Raw genomic sequence first — 17908 nt, 5'->3', positions numbered from 1 at the left:
TTAACGGTCTTTCGTTAAAGTTTCGGCAATATCCACTTTGTAAATTTGCATAGCAGGGATAAGCGAGGCCAAAGTGCCGATAAACAGCCCGATCCAGATTAAATATATTTCCTGAGGAACTGCAGTAAACCCTGTTAATTTTGCCTGTGAAGATTCCTGATAGGCTCCGATTACTTCAAGCGCTGAATGCCCGATCAACAAACCCAAACAGGCACCGATAAATGTAACCAAAACCCCTTCAAACATCACCAGGAAAAACAGTTTCGATTTTGATGCACCAAGACAGCGCATAATGGCCAGGTCGTATTTTCGCTCTTTCATCGCATTATAAAGGCTGATAAAAATACTGAGGGCAGCAATCCCCATAATAAACATCGCAAACCATTGTAAAGTATCAATTCCAACACCGATCAGTGAAAATAATCTTGCACTTTCCATTGCCGGAGAAGCGGCCTGCATGTTTGTACTTTGATTAACCATCCGCGGGAAAAGAATAACCGACATTGGTGATTTGTACTGTATCAGCAAGGCAGTAATCTGTTTATCATTAATTTCTTTGGCTTCTTCTGCAGAAGTATGACTATACCCCTCTTTATGCTTTTCTTCGTGCATTTTATACACACTCCCAATATTGGTAAGGATCAGATTATCAGTTATATTTCCCTGTGGTTTTAAAATTCCTTTTACGAGGTAAGCATGTTGTTTATGAATATCTCCATTGCCAGTTAAGCCATGTGCACCGAAAAAAGAATCACCGATCTTCAGCTTGGATGTTAAAGCAATGGTGCTACCAAGGGTTACTTCTAAATCTTTATGCCAAAAATTGCCCATTTGGATAGATAGACCGTAAAGATTCGAGAAAGTGCTATCGGTGCCAACAATCCTGTAACCGTTATAATTATCGCCCAATGCCAAAGGAACGGCCCGCTTAACCATAGGGTTCTGCATTAACTTGTAAGCATCTTTAGCAGGGATATTTCCAGTTGGATAATCGATATGGTAAACACTACTTAATATCAACTGCAACGGACTTCCTTTTGCCCCAACAACCAAATCAATATCCTTAGCATTTTTTTCCAGTTTATTTCCAATCTGGTTGGTAGCCAAAAAGAGAATAGACAGGATGCCAATGCCAAAGGCAACTAAAATAATATTCAAAACTGTTGTTAGCTTATTCCTGATGAGGTTTTTGCTGCTGATTTTAAAGATGTTCATTGAGTAGATAGGTTTTAGTAATATATTCTTGCACTCTCCTATCGTGTGTGGCAATGATCAGTGCAGCACCATTATCTTTAGCTTGGGTAGTCAGCATCCGGATTACCTGATTGGCATTCCCATCATCTAAACTAGAAGTAGGCTCATCAGCAATCAACAAGTCGGGTTTGTTTACCAATGCACGGGCCACCGAAACCCTTTGCAACTGTCCCTGACTTAATTCGTCGGGATAATTTTTAGCCAGCTCGGCAATACCCAGATCGTGCAAAAGTGAATGGTTCCGTTTATGATCTATAGGTAACCCAGCCATTACCGCAGCAAGCTCCAGGTTATCAATTACATCAAGAGAACGAATAAGATGCGGCCTTTGAAAAATGATGCCGATATGCCTTCCCCTAAACCTGTCCCGCCCTCTTGCAGGCAAAGTATATAAATCAGTTCCATTAATTAAAACTTCACCCTGGCTTGGCTCCAAAAGACCAGAAATAATATTGAGCAATGTGCTTTTTCCACTGCCAGATGCACCTAGTAAAAGCCATTGCTCCATATCGGCAATTTCCCAGCATGGAAATTTTAATCTTCTCCCCTTCTCATAAACATGTGCTAATGAGCTGATTTTAATCATGATGCAACACGCTTTGCTTTTTTTTAACTGTCAGGTTTTTGATGGCATAACGCCTGTAAAGTTCTATTCCATCATTTGTACCATGCTTACAGGCAGGGCTTAACATCGTAATAAACAACAATGCGGGGATAAATAAGATTTTATAACTCATTGACATAATTAACTATTAATTGCCCAATGGGCAAGACTTAAGCATTCGTAAATTGATATAATGGGCCGCAGCAATGGTAAATCCACCAATCGGAATCAAGATTGGCTCCAGCGGTTCAATGCCCGAAAAATGCCCCAATGTTATACATGCAAAGCCTGCAATAAGTACCAGAATTGGTATAATACGGCGATGTTGTTTGCGGTATGCCGTACTTAAGCTCCAGATACCAATAATCAATGAAACTGCAATCATCGTAATCTCAAACGCTTCATTGGCCAGGAAACCCATTCCCCACATGGGTAAAACGGTGATTAAAAATGGTAATGCAGCACAATGTATGGCACAAAGCGCTGAGGCGGTAATACCGATCCGGTCGAGGTTGATTTTATAACTCCGTAGTTTCATTAAAATAAATTTAGTGCACAAATATAAAAGCAATTTAGTTGCATTTGCAATAATCAAGCTTATATTTGCAACATAATTGCATTAAAATGATAAAGAAATTACCTGTTACCGTATTAAACGGTTTTTTAGGCAGCGGCAAAACCACGCTGCTCAATGCCATATTAAGGAATAAGCAAGATTTGAAAGTGGCTGTGATTGTAAACGATATGAGTGAAGTAAATGTCGATGCTACCATGGTTAAAAGTCAGCATATCTTATCTAAAACTGAAGAAAAACTGGTAGAAATGAGCAATGGCTGCATCTGCTGTACCCTGCGGGAAGACCTGATGATCGAAGTGGAAAAACTGGCAAAAGAAAACCGCTTTGATTACCTTTTGATCGAAAGCACGGGGATATCTGAACCCATTCCTGTTGCACAAACATTTTCTTTTATTGATGAAGCTTCAGGTATAGATCTGAGTAGATTTAGCCGGTTAGATACAATGGTAACTGTTGTAGATGCTTATAATTTTTACAGGGATTTTGGTTCGGCAGAAAAGCTTGCCGATCGTAATATGGTTGATAATGCGGCAGATAAACGCACTATTGTAAACCTGCTTACCGACCAGATCGAATTTGCCAATGTAATTTTATTGAACAAAACAGATCTGGTAAGCGATACCGATCTTAAAATATTAAAGGCGTTAATTGCAAAACTGAATCCAACCGCCAAAATTTATCAGACACTTTTTGGAGAAATAGATCCTGTTTTAATTTTACATACCGGCCTATTCGATTTTGAATCTGCATCAGCAGGTGCCGGATGGAAAAAAGAGTTAGAAGAATTCCATCAGCCCGAAACTGAAGAATATGGAATAAGCTCAATAGTTTTCCGCGCTAAAAAACCTTTTCACCCTGAAAGATTATGGAATTACATCAATAAGGAATTTCCACAGAACATTATCCGATCAAAAGGCATCTTTTACTTAGCTGCCTGCCCGAGCAGGCCATTAACTTCTCTCAGGCAGGTGGCTCTTTACGCATCGATCTGGCTGGAGTTTGGTGGGCAAGTATGCACCAACAGGAACGTGAACAATACCTCGATTACCTGGAAAACAGAACTGAAATTGATGCAAATTGGGATAATGATTTTGGAGACCGTAAAAATGAACTTGTGTTTATTGGCCAGGAAATGAATGGCGATAAGCTAAAAAAATCACTCGAATACTGTCTATTAACTGATACAGAAGTAAAAGTTTACAAAACAAAAAACAGCTTTAAGAATCCTTTTGAACATATTTTATCTTAACACAAAATAATAGTCGATGAAATGAATAAAATGGTAGTTTTTCTATGATATTCTTAGGTTTTATTTTGCGTAAATTTGATTTACCCAACCAAACTATGCTTATTATGGAACCCTCAGAAGAACTAACTTTAGTTAAAACCCGCCTATCTTGCCCGAAGTGTAAAAACTTCGAAACTTATAGGGTACCAAGGAGCTTTCTCTTTAAAACGCTTATGCCGTGGATTTCAGTTAAGAGATACAAGTGTTATAAGTGCTTTAATAAGTTTTACGTATTTAATTAAAATCTATTAATTAGCATCTCATTTAAGCCACGCTAGTGGCTTTTTTCTTTTTAAGATGCAGTGTACTTAAAGCAAATATTTAAGTGTTGTCAAAGCTAAAATGGACATGAGTGAGAGAAGCGATTTTTACAATGATTTCTTCGGAAATCCTGATATTTCTGAAAGAGAAAAGTATAAATACTATACCTTAAACAATTCGAATGTTTTAGTGGAAAAAGAAAAAATAAGAAAAATTGTTACAAAAAAAGGGTTATCATCAGTAATGAACGATACAAAATGGTTGAAACTTCAAAATGCTATAAAACAATTGCCTTTCCCACCTCCATATATAGAAAAACTCATTATTGAAGACAAAACTTATGAAGAAGTAAAAATAAGTAAGACCCCGCATTGGTTAGGAAATTGGGAACCGTTTTACAATGAGGGCATGTATTTGTTTTTTACTATTGAGTATATAAAAGTACGACCATGTTATGCGGAACATAGAGGAAATTTAGTTGCCCCTAAAATATTTGACGAAACGGAAGAATTTAAAAACCTTTTAAAAGAGTTGCATATACCTTATGAAGAAGATGAGGGCATTTTCACCATATTCGGGTACAGATAAATACCTTCATCATCCAGTTTCGTAACTCATGGGCGATACAGCTTAACAGAAGCTCTTGCGGGAGATTAACTTCCCGTTCAATTTTAAATTCAAGCCCAATGAATAAATCTTTAATTTCATTGGGCTCGAAAATATTATTCGGCGATTAAAAGGAAATAGTTTTTCTTTCCTTTTTGTACCACGATAAATTTGTCGTTTATTAAATGATCTGCGTTAAAGATCTGAGCCATTTCAGCTACCTTTTCTTTATTTACAGAAACACCTCCACCCTGAATGGTTTTTTTAGCGTCGCCTTTTGAAGGGAAAATAGCCGATTTTTCGGCAAGTAAGCTTGCTGCATCAATTCCGGCACCAAGTTCTTCTATCAAAATCTTATATTGTGGTACACCATCAAATATATCCAGCACTTCTTTATCAGATAGGCCTCTTAAAAATTCCAAAGATCCGTTTCCGAACAAAAATTCTGAAGTTTTAATAGCAGTTTCCAAAGCCTCTACTGAATGGGTCTTTACTGTAATATCTTCAGCCAAAGCTTTCTGCAGAATACGCAAATGCGGAGCAGCATCGTGTTCTTTTTCTAAGCCTTCTATTTCTTCTTTATTTTTAAGGGTAAAAATGCGAATCCATTTTTTCACATCATCATCTGATGCATTTAACCAAAACTGGTAGAATTTATATGGAGAAGTTTTCTCCGGGTCTAGCCAAACTGCGCCACTCTCGGTTTTACCAAATTTGGTTCCATCTGCTTTTTTAATCAATTGTGTTGTAATGGCATAAGCTGTACCTGCATCTTTTCTTCTGATCAGCTCCGTTCCGGTAACAATATTGCCCCATTGATCAGATCCACCCATCTGTACCAGACAGTTTTCGTTTTTCCATAAATGATAGAAATCGTAACCCTGAATCAACTGGTAACAGAATTCAGTAAAAGATAGTCCAGAATCGCCTTCCAAACGTCTTTTAACGCTATCCTTTGCCATCATGTAGTTCACGGTAATGTGTTTACCTACATCTCTGATAAAGGTGAAAAGATTCATATCCTTAAACCAATCGGCATTGTTAACCATTACTGCGCCATTTCCGCCTTCTTCAAATTTTAAGAATTTGGATAATTGGCTTTTCATCCCTTTCAGGTTATGCTCAATCATTTCAGGCGTCTGAAGGTTACGTTCATCAGATTTCCCTGAAGGATCGCCTACCATACCTGTAGCACCACCAACCAAAGCAAATGGCTTGTGGCCAGCGTTTTGAAAATGAATCAGTGTCATGATCTGCGTTAAGTGACCAACGTGCAACGAATCTGCAGTAGGGTCGAAACCGATATAACCAGAAGTCATACCCTCGTTTAACTTTTCTTCAGTATTCGGCATAATATCATGCAGCATGCCACGCCATCTTAACTCTTCAACAAAATTCGTCATTGTACAAACACTTTAATAATGTGCGTGCAAAGATAAAATTTTAGCTTAGTTTAAAGCAAATTAGTTGGTTTTGTGAATGAGTTATCGCAATTGCACTTTACAGCCCTCTATCCTTACCAATATTTTACCATTGGCTCTTTACAACCATATCAGAAAACATTACCTTGCAAGATGAACTTTTTATCCCATTATTATTTCGACCGGACAAATAATGATGCCAATGTGGTAATGGGAACGGTTTTGCCTGATCTGATTAAAAATGCTGCAAAAGAGGCAAATTTATATCCCCAGAAGAATGAATTTCTATTTAAAGGAAATCCTGATGAAGAAAACCTACTAATTGGCTGGAAAAGACATTTAGCTGTTGACCTGCTTTTTCATTCCTCTAATTTCTTTTTGGAGAAAACCACCGAACTTAAGCAGCTCATTAAACCTATTGTAGAAAATACTGCTGTTCGCCCGTCATTTCTTGCTCATATTGGCTTAGAACTTTTATTGGATCATTTATTAGTGGAGCATAACCTGGTTCAGGTGAATCATTTCTACGATAAACTCGAAACGGTAAAAAAAGAATCGTTAAGCGATTTTCTGGAGCACTGTAAACTAAAAGATCCTGAAATATTTTTTGGTTTTTTAGCAAAATTCATCAGCAGTAAATACCTGTTAAGTTACCAAAAACTCGAAAATATCAGTTACGCCCTTAACAGGATCTGTATGCGTTTATGGCCAGAAACGTTAAGTGAGAAACAACTTCTGGAGCTTACTTTTCAGTTGGGGATTTTCAAGGCAGTTTTAGAAAAAGACTATATGGATATTTTTAAAGAGATTGAAGGAAAGTTAGCCTAAATTTTTACTAGATCAATAAATCTCTGTTAGCCCTTATATAAGATATACTGGCACACAAAAACAATATAATTTCTGGGTTTAGCCAAGTAAAAAAGAAGTATTTTTTCTAAGTTTGTCCTATGTCGCTAACTGCAATAAAAGAAGAAATGGATGCCCTGGTGGCCGAATTAAACCAGCACAATTACAACTATTATGTGCTGGCTATGCCCACCATTGGCGATTATGAGTTTGATAAAAAATTAAAGTACCTCGCCGAGCTCGAAAAAGCAAATCCAGATTTTGCCGATCCGAATTCGCCTACTCAGCGTGTTGGTGGCGATATCACCAAAAACTTCATTACCGTAAACCATAAATACCCCATGTTATCGTTGGGGAATACCTATAACGAACAGGATCTCCGTGATTTTGACGAACGCATCCGTAAAGCGATTGGTGATAATTTCCAATACGTTTGCGAATTAAAATTTGATGGCTTATCCATTAGCCTTACTTATGAAAAGGGCAAACTTTTACGTGCAGTTACCCGTGGCGATGGTACTAAAGGTGATGACGTGACCAATAACGTAAAAACCATTCATACTATCCCGCACCAGATCAAATCGACTGTCGCACCTGAACATTTCGAAATCCGTGGGGAGATTTTTATGCACAAGGCTGCTTTTTTACGCCTAAATGCAGCCAGAGAGGAATTGGGTGAAGTTGCATATGCAAATCCCCGCAACTTTGCATCGGGCACCATAAAAATGCAAGATAGCAAGGAAGTAGCTAAACGGCCTTTAGATGGTTTTATTTATTTCTTGTACACTGATAAAAATGAATTCAAAACCCATTGGGAAAGTTTAAATGCTGTAAAAGATTGGAGTTTCCATGTTTGCGAACACAATAAATTGGTTTCTAACATCGATGCAGTGCTTGATTTTATCCACCATTGGGAAAACGAACGTTTTAAACTAAGTTACGATATTGATGGCATTGTAATTAAAGTAAATAGTTATGCACAACAGCAAGAATTGGGTTTCACTTCAAAATCTCCGCGTTGGGCCATATCATATAAATACAAAGCCGCAGAGGTTGAAACTGTTTTAGAAAAGGTAACCTATCAGGTGGGTAGAACCGGAGCAGTTACACCTGTTGCCAACTTAAAACCTGTATTACTGGCCGGAACAACGGTTAAACGTGCCACCCTACACAACGCAAATGAGATAGAGCGTTTAGATTTACATGAAGGCGATACCGTTTATGTTGAAAAAGGTGGTGAGATTATTCCCAAAATCATCAAGGTAAATCTCGATAAACGTTTACCTGGCTCAACCAAGGTACATTATCTTCATAACTGCCCTGAATGTGGAACTGAACTAATCAGAAAAGAAGGTGAAGCGGTACACTACTGCCCTAACGATGAAGGCTGTCCACCGCAGATTGTTGGGAAAATCCAGCATTTTATTTCGCGCAAGGCCATGAATATTGATGGGCTTGGTGATGAAACCATCGAAACGTTTTACAAACATGGCCTGGTAAATCACATCAGCGATTTATATACGCTGTATCAAAAATCGGATCAACTGAAAACCTTAGACCGTTTCGGAGAACGTTCAATCGAGAACATGCTTGCAGGAATTGAAAAGTCGAAGGAAATGCCCTTTGAGAAAGTGCTTTTTGGCTTGGGTATCCGGTATGTTGGCGAAACAGTTGCGAAAAAAACTGCGGCCGGCGTAAAGAATATCGACAACCTTTCTAAGGCTACTGTAGAAGAATTAATCGCCATTGATGAAATTGGGCAGCGGATTGCGGAAAGTATTGTTGAGTATTTTGGAAAATCGGAGCATTTACAGCAGGTAGAATTATTAAAATTAGCCGGATTACAGTTTGAAATTGAAGAAAAAGTAATTACGCTTGATAGTGATAGACTTATTGGAAAAACATTCGTAATTTCGGGCGTTTTTGAAAGCTTTAGCCGCGATGAGCTAAAAGATATGATTGAGGCCAATGGAGGTAAGATGCTGAGTGGTATTTCGGGCAAATTGAATTATCTGGTAGCAGGTGACAATATGGGTCCATCGAAATTGGAAAAAGCGAATAAACTAAACGTTCCGATCATCAGCGATGCCGAGCTTTTAGAAATGATAAATGGTTAATATTTTACCACAAAGACACTAAGAACACAAAGTTAATTGATTAAAGCATCCCTATTGCTTCAAAATAAATTATTTTAAAATATTAAGGGATGACTGAAGATGAAATTGCTAAATTAATTGTTAATGCTGCGTATCAAGTTCATATTGAGCTGGGTCCAGGATTGTTAGAGTCAGCCTATGAGGCTTGTCTGGTTTATGAATTGATTAATGCAGGATTGCAGGTTTCCAATCAAATAGATCTTCCTGTTCATTACAAGGATATAAAGCTTAATTGTAATTACAGGATAGATATTTTGGTTGAAAGAAAAGTTATTATTGAAGTGAAAGCTGTAAATATTCTTAAAGATGTTCACTTAGCACAAACAATAACCTACTTAAAGCTCTCTAACTGTAAGCTAGGATTACTCATTAACTTTAACGAGGCAAAAATAAAAGATGGGATAAAAAGAGTTATAAATGGCTATTTATAACCAAAAAATAAAAACCTTGGTGTCCTTTGTGGCTCCGTGGTAAAAACAAAAAGTAAATTATATAATGAACAAATTTCAGGGTACTGGTGTAGCATTGGTTACACCTTTCAACACAGATGGATCAGTTGATTATAACGGCTTAAAAAACCTGATTAATCATTTGGTAGACGGAGGGATAGATTACCTCGTTTCTTTAGGTACAACCGGCGAAACCGCTACAATGACCAAGGACGAGAAGAAGAAGGTGTGGGCTTATACTGCTGAAATTAACAATAACAGATTACCTTTAGTTGCCGGAATTGGCGGCAATAATACATTAGCCGTTGCTGAAGACATTAAAACTTTTGATACTACCGGCTATAGCGCCATTTTATCGGTTAGTCCTTATTACAACAAGCCCACACAGGAAGGAATTTATCAGCACTATAAATACCTGGCTGAAATTTCTCCTTTGGATTTGATTTTATACAATGTACCAGGCCGTACAGGAAGCAACATGAGTCCGGAAACTACTTGCAGACTGGCGCATGATTTTAAAAACATCATCGCTACCAAGGAAGCTTCAGGAAGTTTCGATCAGTTTAACCAGATTATGAGAGATAAACCCGCAGATTTTCTTTTAATCTCTGGCGACGATCCGATTACTTTACCTATGATTGCTTTGGGCGCATCGGGCTTAATTTCGGTAATTGGCAATGCATTGCCTAAGCAACTTTCTGATATGGTTAGACAATGTTTAGCTGGCGATTACAAGACAGCTTTACCTGCTCACTTAAGCTTAATAGAGTTTACCCGTTTGGCGTTTGCTGAGGGGAATCCGGCCGGAATAAAAGCCGCATTAAAACATTTAGGTGTTTGTGGCGATACGGTAAGACTACCATTGGTTAAAGCTTCTGCATCTTTAGAGAAATCAATTATAGTAGAAATAGAAAAACTAAGTGTGGTAGTTTAAATCACTATCCACATTAAATTTTAGAACAGATTGTTAGATTTTGCTAAAAACGCAAATGAGGACAATCTGTTTTTTTGTGTGTAAATAAAAAATTACGCAAATAAATCAACTGACAATCAACACCTTAATACACACACCAAAAACTATAACCCCACAAAAGTTTTAGGAATATTAAGGGCATCATTATTGAATTGGCTTCGATACACACAAATTAAACACACAATGAAAAAATTAATTTTAATTGGCCTGGCACTGGTTATGCTGAGCTGTAGGGCCTTTGTTGGCTTCGAACCTACTTTTACGATGGGCATGTCAGAATCTGATTTCAAAAAGAAAAACAAGCCGGAATTGGTCGCTGCGAATGAAGAAGATGGAACCAGAATTTATAGCACATATTACGCCAGCACGAATTACAAATTTTTCTTTTTTCGAAATGAAAAACTTGTGAGGTTTGAGAAAGGAATTTATGCTGATGATTATAAGTCATTCAGATACTAAAAATAACAAAAGGCCTTTGAAATTATTTTCTTAGGCCTTTTGTTTATCATGCAATCAATTTATTTCTTCTTTCCATCAGCAGGTTATCCTGCCATATACCCTTAGCTTTGCCAATTTTTTCTCTGTATCCCACTAGCCTGAACCCAGCTTTTTCATGAATTTTCAGTAAGGCCGAATTTTGCAAAAATATCCCAGCCTGAAGCATCCAAATGCCTTTATTTTCGCTTTCTTTAACCAGGGCATCTAACAATAAAGAACCTATCCCCTGACCTTTATAACCATATCTAACATACACTTCTATCTCGCCTACCCTACCGATATCATAATTTGCAGATACTGGCAAAAGAGCGCTCCAGCCTATAATTTCTTTACCTTTTCGAGCTACAAACCTACAAGCTTTAAGGTGTGATGAATCCCAATCTTTCCAGGAAGCGTCGGGAGTTCTAAAACTCGCAGTACCTGTATCGATTCCTTCCTGATAAATAGCACTAACCTCACTCCAGTCTGCAGCACGCATCATTCTTATCATAGTCTTAACCAATTGTGGCTAAAAAAGCCAGTGAAAGCTATATCGTTAATGTTTATTTAACGAAATTAGCCAATCAGGTTTCCTCTGGCGAAGATAGGAGGACTAACTTTGTCCTATATTATAAATCAATACAACTAACTTGCAAAAACCAGCTCAAAGTGGCATTTCTGTCACAAAAACGTTAATCTAACTCTTTTGTTTCTCGATGTTCTTTGAATACTCAACAGGGCTCATTCCCACTAATTTTTTAAAAGAGTTATAGAAAGCACTCCTGGAAGAAAAACCTGCACTATAAGCCAATGCCTCTAGCGTGAAATTTTGCATAATCTCCGGATTGCGGATACTATCCTTAATCCAGTTTACCCGATACTGATTAATATAATCAATAAAGCTTTTATTGAAATGGCTGTTTAATACAACAGAAAGTTCATGACTGCTTAGGCCTATCTTTTGAGCAAGAGCATGCAGTCTGATATCCTTGTGCCTAAATAATTGATGTTTGTTAACTTGAAGTTCTAATTTTCGCCCAAATTCTGCTAAATCCTTGCTGCGCTCTTTAGGTTTTGAAAAACTTTTCCTGATGGATAGCAATGTAGAGGCCTTAACATTCAGCAAAGAAGCCACCAGTTCTAAAGGAAGGCGATCTAAATAACCCGGATTGGTTTTAGCAAAATACAGATACCTTTCTTTTGCATTTCCTACTCGTATAATATGCGCTCTCTGCTGGGCATCCTTGTAATATTTCTCCAAAATAACCCTAAAGATATAATTTAGCTCGAAGTGATGTGCAAAAAGACGATTGAGTTCGTTATTATGTATCGCCAGAAGATCGGTATCTTCAACAGCTACTACATATTCCTGCGAATAGCCCAGTCCATGAAGACCTGAAATAGAACTTACAAAATCATTCTCTACAGAAATATAGGTGGTTATTTTTTGTTTGTTGTGCGTGGTACAACCTCTCAATGCTCCCTTAATGATAAAATACATGTATTCACACACTTCATTTTCATTGAAAAGTATCTGATCTTTCTTAATCCTCAGCCTTAACAAATGTCTATCAAACTCTTCAATTAATTCACTATCTATTGGATGAACAGCGCCCATGATATTCAGAACATGGCTGACATCTTCACTAGCTGGCCGAGTATATTGCAAATATTTTGACACTTAAGTAACGGTTAATAATGTTAACACTTTATTCCCATTTATCTGTTATTGCACCAAAAAAGTGTGATAAAATTGAAAAAGCTATTTTTTAGCGTTTATTACGTTCTACGTTTAAATACTAAAATGAATATTATACAAATTGGTAATAATTAGGTTTCTGGTAAGATGTATTTCTCCAGTAGAGCATATCAGTTGTAAAAATAGGAAACTAAGAAAACTTTTCAAGGAAAAATTATTTGTCTTATATATTTTATAGTAAAAAACATATTTGATGTAAAAATTAAAAACATAGAAAAAAAAAGCCTCAGAAAATATTCTGAGGCTTTTCATAATAATATTTTGATCGCTTAAGCTTTGTTTTTCGTATCCTGAACTTCTAAACGGATCGCTTGAGCTAAATTTTTCAAATCCTGCATACCTTTACGTATACGGGTTCCAGCAGCGCTGTTACCTTTGCTATAAAATTTGTCTGCATCAGCTTCTAAAGCTGCTACTAAACTTTTTACTTCTTCGAATTTTTTCATTTTTAATTACTCCTATGGTTCTTTAAGGTTTAGTTTTTAATTATCTACTCTAATTTAAAGGGTTTGATGAAATAAAAAAATTTTTAGAACAATAAAAAACAGCCTTCCACGCCGTTTTTTTCCACATGCTATGCATTTATAAACATATTATGGGGAAAAGAATCATATCAAGTAACTGAAATACAGATTTTTACAAAAACGACTTTTACAAAAAAGCCCTTTAAATACATTTAAAGGGCTTTGTAAGATTTTAATTGATCTTAAACGGTAGCGAAGAGATTCTCTTTATAATATCCGTTTTCTAATTTTTCAGCAACTTCGCTAAAAGCATCTAAAGTACGTTGAACATCTTCCAGCGTATGAACAGCTGTAGGAATTAAACGCAGTTCGATCATACCTTTTGGAATTACCGGATAAACTACAATTGAGCAAAAGATGCTATAGTTCTCGCGTAAATCGTAAGTAATTGCAGTGGCATCAGAAAGTTCACCTTTTAAGAAAACCGGAGTAACTACTGAATCGGTAACACCTAAATCGAATCCGCGTTCGCGTAATCCTTTTTGCAGGGTCATTGCAATTTCCCAAAGTTTATCTTTTAGCTCGGGCTGGCTTTTCAGCAATTCTAAGCGTTTTAACAAACCGATTACCATTGGCATAGGTAATGCTTTAGCAAAAGTCTGAGAACGCATGTTATACCTTAAGAAATTGGTAATTTGCTCTGTTGAAGCAACAAAAGCACCAATACCTGCCATAGATTTAGCAAAGGTTCCAAAATAAACATCTATTCCTTCAATACAGTCTTGTGCTTCGTGTGTACCTGCACCGGTTTTACCCATTGTACCGAAACCATGTGCATCATCAACCAGGATACGGAAATTGAAATCTTTTTTCAGTTCAACAATTTCTTTTAGTTTACCCTGAGCACCGCTCATTCCGAAAACACCTTCAGTAATTAAAAGGATACCACCTCCGGTTTCTTCTACCAGTTTGGTAGCACGTTCTAATTGCTTACGGGCACTTTCAATATCATTATGTTTGTAAACAAATCGTTTACCCATGTGTAAACGTAATCCATCTACAATACAGGCATGCGATTCTGCATCGTACACCACAACATCGTTTCTATCAACTAAAGTATCGATAATGGATACCATACCCTGATAACCATAGTTTAATAAAAAGGCATCCGGTTTACCTACAAATTCTGCAAGCTCCTGCTCCAATTGCTCATGATAGTTTGAGTTACCGCTCATCATACGGGCACCCATAGGGTAAGCCATACCAAATCTTGCAGCAGCTTCTTCATCTGCTTTTCTAACTTCTGGGTGATTGGCTAAACCTAAGTAGTTGTTTAAACTCCAAACCAAATGCTCTTTTCCACGAAACTGCATGTGAGGTGCAATTTCTCCCTCTAATTTTGGAAATGAGAAATACCCATGAGACCATTTCTGGTGTTGGCCAAGGGGCCCCATGTGCTTTGCTATCTTATCAAATATATCCAATGTAATATGTGTTTTTTATAATAAAATTTTGCGAATTTAAGCTTTATTCGTCTTAAAATCAACCTACTTGGTGCATTAGATGTTAATTAAGATTTTTTAACACGCTAATTTTATGCCAAAAAAGCCCCGGTATTATATCGGGGCTTTAAAATTATACTTGGTTTGATTTAATCAACGTTATCGTGCAAGAAAGAATTGTTCGGTCTGATCTCCGTACCGCCGTCCTGATCGTTGCTTAATGTAAAGCGGCTTACCTGTGATTCAGAAGAATGCTGAACTTGTTGCAACTGCATTTGCTTGCGTTTATAAGCAGGTTCGTTTTCCAATTCCTGTAAACCATTGGTGGTACGCAATTTCATGCTTAAATCTTTTAAACGTAAAATACGTTCTTTAGATTTTTTCAATTGCTCTTCCATCGATTCATCACTTTTGTCATCGTCTAAACCTACAACCGGCATTTCGATTTCTGGTTCAGGCTCAGGCATTGGCGGCATTTGGGCAGCAGGCGTCTCGAACACAAAATTAGTTTCAGCTAATTTTACTTCAAACTCAAAACCAGTTTCCTGTGCTTCTTCCACCTGAGGCTCTTCTTCCATTAAAGTATGACGAACCGCATTATTTTCAGGCTCCTGAACTTTTTGAGGTTCAGATTTATTGAACATACCACCAAAAAGATCTGCTTGCGAAACTTCTTCCTTCGTTTTTAAAACAGGCTCATAAGATGGCGTTGTTTTAGGCTGAATGAAAGAGTTTACTGGTTCAACGGGACGAACTAGCGGCGCTTCTTCTGGTGTTAAAAGTGATATTTTCTTTTTATTTTTTTCTTCGTTTACGCGTTCTTCTGATGTTTGGAAACCTGTAGCGATAATGGTTACAGAAAGCTTATCACTTAAAGATTCGTCGGTACAGTTACCCCAGATTAAATCAGCCGATAAGCCAGCTTTCTCCTGAATGTAATCGGTAATGATCGAAACTTCATCCATAGTTACTTCACGCAGACCAGAACTAATGTTCAATAAAATATAACGGGCACCTTCAATTTCATTGTCTTTTAAAAGTGGTGAAGCCAAAGCACCTTCTACAGCTTGTAATGCACGGTCTTCGCCCTCAGCGGCAAAACTACCCATAATGGCTACGCCACTATCTTTCATTACCGTACGCACATCCTTAAAATCCACGTTGATATAACCCGGAACTGTAATGATTTCTGCGATACCTTTTGCTGCCGTTGTTAAAATATCGTCGGCCTGACCAAAGGCAGAACCCAAGGTTAAGTTTCCGAAGATTTCACGGAGGCGATCGTTAGAGATCACCAGGTAAGAATCTACATACTTCTTCAACTCTTCCATTCCTTCGTCGGCCTGCAGTCTACGTCTTTTTCCTTCGAAGGAAAATGGTGTAGTAATGATGGCAACAGTTAAAATATCAAGTTCTTTAGCCGCTTTAGCAATAATTGGAGAAGCCCCTGTTCCGGTACCACCACCCATTCCTGCTGTAATAAAAAGCATTTTGGTTGTACTACCTAACATTGCCTTAATATCATCTATATTTTCTATCGCCGAGTTTTTACCAACCTCAGGAATAGAGCCAGCCCCCATTCCTTCGGTTAAGCTAGCACCTAATTGTACCTTGTTAGGTATCGGGCTAGATTCCAAAGCCTGGGCATCTGTATTACAAATAATAAAATCCACACCAGTAATACCAGACAGGTACATATGGTTCACTGCGTTGCCGCCACCGCCTCCAACACCAATTACCTTGATGATTGAAGACTTATCTTTTAACATTTCGAACTGCATATCTTTATGAATCAGTTGTTTAAAAATTTTTAAATTCTGTTCATTACTCAATGTAATATTAACACTTTTTCCACAGACGTTTTCCACAACTGTTAATAATGTGGAAAACTCATCTTTTGTGGAAAAATAATTAACTTTTTAAGTAATCTTCATCACTTACATTCATGTCATCCTGAATGAAAGTTCTTGTTTTTGCCAGTAATTTATCAAACAAACCTGGTCCGCGTTTCTCTTTTTCTTTTGCTGTTTTTGGTTTTTCTACAAAAACACCAGGCTGTTTCATTTCTTCAATTAACTCTTCTGCTTTCTGGATTCCTTTGATTAGTAGGCCTACGCTGGTTGCGTACATCGGGCTTTTCAAATCATCGTAAATGGCTTTGGGCATATCTTCATATTTAGATAAATGCTCGTTCGGATAACCAATACGGCAATCTAAACCGGTTACATATTCAACCGCTTGAGACAAGTGCTTTAATAAAGCACCACCACCGGTAATTACAATACCACCGATCAGTTTTTTCTCATATCCGGAAGATTTGATCTCGTAATACACGTGTTCAATAATTTCTTCCATACGTGCCTGAATTACGTAAGCCAGGTTTTTAACCGAAATTTCTTTTGGTTCGCGACCACGTAAGCCCGGAACACAAATAATTTCGTTTTCTTTATTCTCCTCAGCCAATGCCGAACCAAAACGTGTTTTTAACAACTCAGCCTGGTTACGCATTACAGAGCAGCCCTCTCTGATATCTTCGGTTACACTGTTTCCTCCAAAAGGGATAACTGCCGTGTGGCGGATAATACCTTCATGGAAAATGGCAATATCTGTTGTACCTCCACCAATATCAACCAATGCAATACCAGCTTCTTTTTCTTCATCGCTCAACACCGATTCGGAAGAAGCCAATGGCTCAAGAATTAAATCCTGGGTTTGTAATCCTGCATTGTTTACACATTTGATAATGTTTTTTACAGCCGTAACCTGACCTGAAATGATATGGAAGTTAGCTTCAAGGCGAACCCCTGCCATACCGATCGGATCTTTAATTCCCGGCTCGTTATCGATGGTAAATTCTTGTGGCAATACATGAATGATTTCCTCACCCGGCGGCATTACCAGTTTAAACATATCATCAATCAACTTATCGATATCTTTTTTACCGATTTCGTTGTTTAATTCTCTTCTTGTTAAAATTCCTCTGTGCTGTAAGCTCTTAATGTGCTGACCAGCAATACCCACATTTACCACCTGTATTTCTACATTGGATTGTCCGCTTGCTACTTCAACTGCTTGAGCAATACCCTGCACGGTTTTTTGAATGTTAGAAACCACCCCGCGTGTCACACCCGCCGATTCTGCCTTGCCTATTCCTAAGATTTCTATCTTACCGTGTTGTGTTCTACGACCAACGATAACACAAATTTTTGTAGTACCGATATCCAATCCTACTACGATGGGCGACTGACTGGTAAATTTTGCCTTGTCCATA

General features: G+C 37.6%; 18 protein-coding genes and 1 pseudogene. 8 read left to right on the top strand and 11 right to left on the bottom strand.

Going from position 1 to position 17908, the window contains the following annotated elements:
• From EZ456_RS02360 to EZ456_RS02350, 4 genes are read right to left on the bottom strand one after another with little or no spacing between them, the layout of a single operon-like run.
• On the bottom strand, nucleotides 1–1215 hold the full coding sequence (locus EZ456_RS02360; RefSeq protein ID WP_131526965.1) for an ABC transporter permease: 1215 nt from the start codon (nucleotides 1213–1215) through the stop codon (nucleotides 1–3).
• Nucleotides 1202–1840, bottom strand: coding sequence for an ABC transporter ATP-binding protein (locus EZ456_RS02355; protein WP_131526964.1), 639 nt, complete (start codon nucleotides 1838–1840; stop codon nucleotides 1202–1204). Before EZ456_RS02355 ends, EZ456_RS02360 begins: the two co-directional genes overlap by 14 nt.
• On the bottom strand, nucleotides 1833–1991 hold the full coding sequence (locus tag EZ456_RS25005; RefSeq protein WP_165501218.1) for a hypothetical protein: 159 nt from the start codon (nucleotides 1989–1991) through the stop codon (nucleotides 1833–1835). Before EZ456_RS25005 ends, EZ456_RS02355 begins: the two co-directional genes overlap by 8 nt.
• A gap of 15 nt (nucleotides 1992–2006) precedes the next feature.
• Nucleotides 2007–2396, bottom strand: coding sequence for a MerC domain-containing protein (locus tag EZ456_RS02350; RefSeq protein ID WP_131526962.1), 390 nt, complete (start codon nucleotides 2394–2396; stop codon nucleotides 2007–2009).
• A gap of 86 nt (nucleotides 2397–2482) precedes the next feature.
• On the opposite strand from EZ456_RS02350, the pseudogene EZ456_RS02345 reads away from it, so the two are divergent.
• The 3 genes and pseudogenes from EZ456_RS02345 to EZ456_RS02340 all read left to right on the top strand — a co-directional run.
• Nucleotides 2483–3319 (top strand): annotated as a pseudogene (locus EZ456_RS02345) (GTP-binding protein); the annotation flags it as partial.
• A gap of 2 nt (nucleotides 3320–3321) precedes the next feature.
• Entirely contained in the window at nucleotides 3322–3684 is a 363-nt protein-coding gene (locus tag EZ456_RS25610) for a CobW C-terminal domain-containing protein (protein ID WP_317129989.1), read from the top strand.
• Between the two features lie 387 nt (nucleotides 3685–4071).
• Nucleotides 4072–4572: a DUF6678 family protein gene (locus tag EZ456_RS02340; protein WP_131526960.1), complete on the top strand. Its 501-nt coding sequence runs from the start codon at nucleotides 4072–4074 to the stop codon at nucleotides 4570–4572.
• A gap of 134 nt (nucleotides 4573–4706) precedes the next feature.
• Here EZ456_RS02340 and tyrS read toward each other — a convergent pair whose 3' ends face one another.
• Nucleotides 4707–5993, bottom strand: a complete 1287-nt coding sequence (gene tyrS, locus EZ456_RS02335; RefSeq protein WP_131526958.1) for a tyrosine--tRNA ligase — start codon at nucleotides 5991–5993, stop codon at nucleotides 4707–4709.
• 171 nt (nucleotides 5994–6164) lie between these two features.
• Here tyrS and EZ456_RS02330 point away from each other — a divergent pair, with 171 nt between their 5' ends.
• The 5 genes from EZ456_RS02330 (at nucleotide 6165) to EZ456_RS02310 (ending at nucleotide 10894) form a co-directional block, all read left to right on the top strand.
• On the top strand, nucleotides 6165–6839 hold the full coding sequence (locus tag EZ456_RS02330) for an ACP phosphodiesterase (protein ID WP_131526956.1): 675 nt from the start codon (nucleotides 6165–6167) through the stop codon (nucleotides 6837–6839).
• A gap of 119 nt (nucleotides 6840–6958) precedes the next feature.
• A complete protein-coding gene (gene ligA / locus EZ456_RS02325) occupies nucleotides 6959–8974 on the top strand; it encodes an NAD-dependent DNA ligase LigA (protein ID WP_131526954.1) in 2016 nt (671 codons plus the stop codon).
• 89 nt (nucleotides 8975–9063) lie between these two features.
• Nucleotides 9064–9444 (top strand): GxxExxY protein, encoded by a 381-nt coding sequence (locus EZ456_RS02320; protein WP_131526952.1) that lies wholly within the window; start codon nucleotides 9064–9066, stop codon nucleotides 9442–9444.
• Between the two features lie 64 nt (nucleotides 9445–9508).
• Entirely contained in the window at nucleotides 9509–10396 is an 888-nt protein-coding gene (gene dapA, locus EZ456_RS02315) for a 4-hydroxy-tetrahydrodipicolinate synthase (protein WP_131526950.1), read from the top strand.
• Between the two features lie 222 nt (nucleotides 10397–10618).
• Nucleotides 10619–10894: a hypothetical protein gene (locus tag EZ456_RS02310; protein WP_131526948.1), complete on the top strand. Its 276-nt coding sequence runs from the start codon at nucleotides 10619–10621 to the stop codon at nucleotides 10892–10894.
• Between the two features lie 46 nt (nucleotides 10895–10940).
• Here the strand turns inward: EZ456_RS02310 and EZ456_RS02305 are convergent, their stop codons facing one another.
• The 6 genes from EZ456_RS02305 to ftsA all read right to left on the bottom strand — a co-directional run bounded on the left by EZ456_RS02305 (nucleotide 10941) and on the right by ftsA (nucleotide 17907).
• Entirely contained in the window at nucleotides 10941–11423 is a 483-nt protein-coding gene (locus tag EZ456_RS02305) for a GNAT family N-acetyltransferase (RefSeq protein WP_131526946.1), read from the bottom strand.
• A gap of 186 nt (nucleotides 11424–11609) precedes the next feature.
• A complete protein-coding gene (locus EZ456_RS02300) occupies nucleotides 11610–12593 on the bottom strand; it encodes a helix-turn-helix domain-containing protein (RefSeq protein ID WP_165501217.1) in 984 nt (327 codons plus the stop codon).
• 347 nt (nucleotides 12594–12940) lie between these two features.
• On the bottom strand, nucleotides 12941–13117 hold the full coding sequence (locus tag EZ456_RS02295) for a histone H1 (RefSeq protein ID WP_131526942.1): 177 nt from the start codon (nucleotides 13115–13117) through the stop codon (nucleotides 12941–12943).
• Nucleotides 13118–13377: 260 nt separating this feature from the next.
• Nucleotides 13378–14619 (bottom strand): aminotransferase class I/II-fold pyridoxal phosphate-dependent enzyme, encoded by a 1242-nt coding sequence (locus tag EZ456_RS02290; RefSeq protein WP_131526940.1) that lies wholly within the window; start codon nucleotides 14617–14619, stop codon nucleotides 13378–13380.
• Nucleotides 14620–14786: 167 nt separating this feature from the next.
• Nucleotides 14787–16418, bottom strand: a complete 1632-nt coding sequence (gene ftsZ, locus EZ456_RS02285; RefSeq protein ID WP_131527413.1) for a cell division protein FtsZ — start codon at nucleotides 16416–16418, stop codon at nucleotides 14787–14789.
• Between the two features lie 130 nt (nucleotides 16419–16548).
• Entirely contained in the window at nucleotides 16549–17907 is a 1359-nt protein-coding gene (gene ftsA / locus EZ456_RS02280) for a cell division protein FtsA (protein ID WP_131526938.1), read from the bottom strand.
• Nucleotide 17908 lies beyond the last annotated feature (1 nt).

The sequence above is a fragment of the Pedobacter psychrodurus genome, assembly GCF_004331735.1.
Taxonomy (GTDB): domain Bacteria; phylum Bacteroidota; class Bacteroidia; order Sphingobacteriales; family Sphingobacteriaceae; genus Pedobacter; species Pedobacter psychrodurus.
Note: the sequence above shows the minus strand (reverse complement) of the source record. Positions and strands in the feature narration are given on the sequence as shown.